Annotated in this window: 2 protein-coding genes, 1 tRNA gene and 1 pseudogene; 3 read left to right on the top strand and 1 reads right to left on the bottom strand. The window is 57.8% G+C overall.

The window, feature by feature from the left end; all coding sequences use genetic code 11:
* The 3 genes and pseudogenes from AC2GXZ_RS32450 to AC2GXZ_RS32440 form a co-directional block, all read left to right on the top strand.
* Positions 1–851, top strand: an 851-nt coding sequence (locus AC2GXZ_RS32450) for an ATP-binding cassette domain-containing protein (protein WP_483763365.1), incomplete at its 5' end; no start/stop codon positions are given.
* A gap of 388 nt (positions 852–1,239) precedes the next feature.
* Positions 1,240–2,810 (top strand): annotated as a pseudogene (istA, locus tag AC2GXZ_RS32445) (IS21 family transposase).
* Positions 2,743–3,525 (top strand): ATP-binding protein, encoded by a 783-nt coding sequence (locus AC2GXZ_RS32440; RefSeq protein ID WP_483763364.1) that lies wholly within the window; start codon positions 2,743–2,745, stop codon positions 3,523–3,525. Before istA ends, AC2GXZ_RS32440 begins: the two are co-directional and overlap by 68 nt.
* Positions 3,526–3,806: 281 nt before the next feature.
* Here AC2GXZ_RS32440 and AC2GXZ_RS32435 read toward each other — a convergent pair.
* Positions 3,807–3,883: transfer RNA gene (locus AC2GXZ_RS32435), tRNA-Met, on the bottom strand.
* Between the last annotated feature and the right edge of the window lie 20 nt (positions 3,884–3,903).

The following is a 3,903-nucleotide window of genomic DNA, read 5'->3' as shown; positions in this document are numbered from 1 at the left end:
TTGGGTGGCTGGTCGACAACTACCCTCGCCTTGCGGATTGGAACGCCTGTGCCCGCCGCGTCGCATCTTTGATGATGTCGCTCGATGGCCTCGAACGCGCCGAGACCAGCGACAGCCTTGGCCGCATCACAAGAGGCAAAGCTCTCGGCGACACTATGCTGAGCCTTCACGATCTGTCCGTCTCTCTGGGTGACGGCAGAGCTGTGGTGAAGGAGACAGAGGTGGAGATCGAACCGGGCGAACGTGTGCTGGTGGCCGGAGAGTCCGGTTCTGGCAAAAGCACGCTTGTGCGGGCAATTGCCGGGCTTTGGCCTTGGGGCGAAGGAAGTGTCAACTTCCGCACCGACAGTCGGTTGTTCATGCTTCCGCAAAAGCCCTATATCCCAACTGGTTCACTTCGCCGGGCTGTCGCCTATCCGCAAGAGGCAGATAGCTGGAGCACCGAGGACATCGGATCCGCCCTTGAGAAGGTCGGCCTCGGACATCTCAAGGACAAGACCGACGAAGAAGCTCCTTGGGATCACACTCTGTCCGGCGGCGAGAAACAACGGCTGGCGTTTGCCCGGCTGCTGCTGAATGACCCTGATATCGTCGTGCTGGATGAAGCGACATCGGCGCTGGATGACAAGAGCCAGGACAAAATCATGGAGACGGTCATCCGTGAGTTGCCGGATGTCACGATATTAAGTGTTGGTCACCGAGCAGAACTTGAGGCGTTTCACAGCCGAAAGATTACTCTTGAAAAGCGGGACGGTGGCGCGAGGCTGGTAAGCGACGTGGATCTTGTTCCAAAGAGAGGAAAGCGCATGTCACTGTCCCGGATATGGGAAAGGAACCAGGGCAACCTTTGAGTACCATCGGCCGGATCAGGTTCAAACCGACAAGGCTGGTCCCCGCGTGGCCTGCTCCGCTTCACGATGTGGTAATTCTTCGATTACCGAGATGATGTCCGTAAAACAAACCGGCCTTGGCGCCACCTATTTTACACAATCAGTTCCGTCAACGAGACAAGCCATAAATGCGGTTCAATGTGAGTCTATAATTGCGAATAACATAGGCCGCACTCACCACGCAGCGACAGCCTGGATTGAGAGCGATAACATTGGTTTGCGAAACTTCAAACTGTGATTAGGCATGGAATAAGGACCCCGCATTTGGGGTGATCGGCATCCAAACGGGACCCCCATTTGCGAATGGGGTTAGAACAGCCTCCGGTTTCATCAGAGGCTTTTTGTTTGGATGCTTATTGTGGAAACAATTCTGAAGATAAGACGGCTGGCCCATGTTCAGGGCAAGACGATCAAAGGGATCTGCCGGGAGCTGGGCGTATCGCAGAAAGTGGTGCGGAAGGTTTTGCGCACCGATGAAACGGAGTTCAAATACGAGCGGACCCGTCAACCGCAGCCAAAGCTCGGTCCATGGCGCGATCAGCTCAATCGAATACTGCTTTCGAACGAAGCCAAGACGTCACGCGAACGGCTGACGCTGATCCGGATATACGAGGATTTACGCGACCTCGGCTACGAAGGCGGTTACGACACCGTTCGGCGTTATGCGAGAACATGGTCGAAAGAGCGCGGGGCCGTGACGGCGCAAGCATACGTGCCGCTTTATTACGCTCCAGGCGAGGCCTACCAGTTCGACTGGAGCCACGAGATCGTCGTGCTGAACGGCGTGACGACAACGGTGAAGGTGGCTCATGTCCGGCTCTGCCACAGCCGGATGATGTATGTGAGGGCCTATTCGCGTGAGACGCAGGAAATGGTCTTCGATGCCCATGACAAGGCGTTCGCCTTCTTCGGCGGAGCCTGCACGCGCGGCATCTATGATAATATGAAGACGGCGGTGGATACGGTCTTCGTCGGCAAGGAACGGCAATATAATCGGCGTTTCCTGCAAATGTGCAGCCATTTCCTTGTCGAGCCGGTGGCCTGTACGCCGGCATCTGGTTGGGAGAAGGGCCAGGTCGAGAACCAGGTCAATCTGGTGCGGGAACGCTTCTTCACGCCGCGACTGCGCTTCAAGTCCTACGACGAGATGAACGGTTGGCTGCTGGATAAGTGCATCAGCTATGCCCGCGCTCATAAACATGTCGATCAGACGGAGCCGCACGATATGGGGGAAGTGTTCGATACCGAGCGACCACATATGATCAGCTATCCCGGCGAGTTCGATGGGTTCCATGCCGTGCAGGCCTCGATCGGCAAGACCTGCCTGGTACGTTTCGACAATAACAAATACTCGGTGCTATCCACGGCGGTCGGTCGCCCGGCGGAGATACATGCCTATGCCGACCGCATCATCATCCGCCAGGACGGCGTCGAGATCGGCCGCCATGACCGCAACTTCAGCCGGGGTGAGACGATCTATAATCCATGGCATTACATTCCGGTCCTGACCCGCAAGCCGGGCGCGCTACGCAACGGCGCGCCGTTCCACGAATGGGTTTTACCTGCCGCCATGGAGAAGGTTCGCCGCCGGTTGAAGGCCATGCATGATGGTGACCGTCAGATGGTGTCGATCCTGGAATGTGTCGGTCAGGACGGGCTTTCCACCGTTGAAGCGGCCTGCCAGGAGGCGTTGATCAGGGCGTGTTCTCGTCCGCCGTCATCATCAATATTCTGGCCCGCAAGCGTGATCCACGGCCGGCCGCGATCCTTTCCATTCCCGATGCGCTTCGCCTGACCCATGAGCCTTTGGCCGATTGCGCACGTTACGACAGTCTCAGAAGGGCAAGCTGATATGGAACGCTCCCAAATCCTCGACATGATGGGTACGCTGAAGCTGTTCGGCATGCGCAGCGCATATGACGAGACAATGGCATCTGGCATCAAGCGGCAGCACGAACCGCCGCGCATCGTCGGCGACCTTTTGCAGTCGGAGATCGCCGAGAAGCAGTCTCGATCGATCAAATACCAGATCGCCATCGCTAAGCTACCACTCGCAAAGGATATCAACGACTTCGACTTCACAAACACGCCCGTCAATGAAGGGCTGGTGCGTCAGCTCGCGACCGGAGCATTCCTCGCGGAGCAGCACAACATCGTCCTGGTCGGCGGGACCGGCACAGGAAAGTCCCACCTGTCCATCGCGCTTGCCCGTGCCCTGATCCGCAACGGAGCACGGGGACGGGGACGGGGACGGGGACGGGGACGGGGACGGGGACGGGGACGGGGACGGTTCTTCAATGTCGTCGATCTCGTCAATCGGCTTGAGACAGAAGCACGCAATGGCAAACAGGGGCGGCTTGCCGACTTCATCACCAGGCTCGACTTCGTCATCATGGACGAACTCGGCTATCTCCCGTTTGCTCAGGCCGGCGGCCAGCTTCTCTTCCATTTGATCAGCAGGCTATACGAGCGGACCTCGATCATCGTCACGACCAACCTGGCTTTCGGCGAGTGGCCGGCCGTGTTTGGCGACGCCAAGATGACAGCCGCTCTGCTCGACAGGCTCACACACCACTGCGAGATCGTCGAGACCGGAAATGAATCCTGGCGCTTCAAGAACCGCTCTCAAAGCTAAAGCCGAAAAGACAAACAACCCGCGCCCGAAGGCCGCTGCGCTACACTGAAAGCTCCGGGCCTACGCGCGCTGACCCGATGCAACCAGAAGCAGGGGTCCCTTTTGGGAGCTGATACGGGGTCCCGTTACCAAGCCGATTGACACTGCCGCCCAGAATGATCTCCTGACCCGCATTGCGTCTGGCGAGATCGACACGGAGGACAAAAAGAAAAAGCTCCTCGAGGCTTACATCGAGGAGCTTTTGCGGAAGTTTCCCGAATGGGAGAATTTGCAAGTTTCAGTGGTTGCGGGGGCAGGATTTGAACCTGCGGCCTTCAGGTTATGAGCCTGACGAGCTACCGGGCTGCTCCACCCCGCGCCAAGCGCAAGCTTTTGCTT

Source organism: Aliirhizobium sp. YIM B11859 (genome assembly GCF_057163345.1).
This window is presented reverse-complemented; position numbering and strand designations above follow the sequence as displayed.

Coding starts and splice junctions, on each gene's coding strand:
- AC2GXZ_RS32440 (WP_483763364.1), top strand. CDS start 2,743: ATGGAACGCTCCCAAATCCTCGACATGATGGGTACGCTGAAGCTGTTC.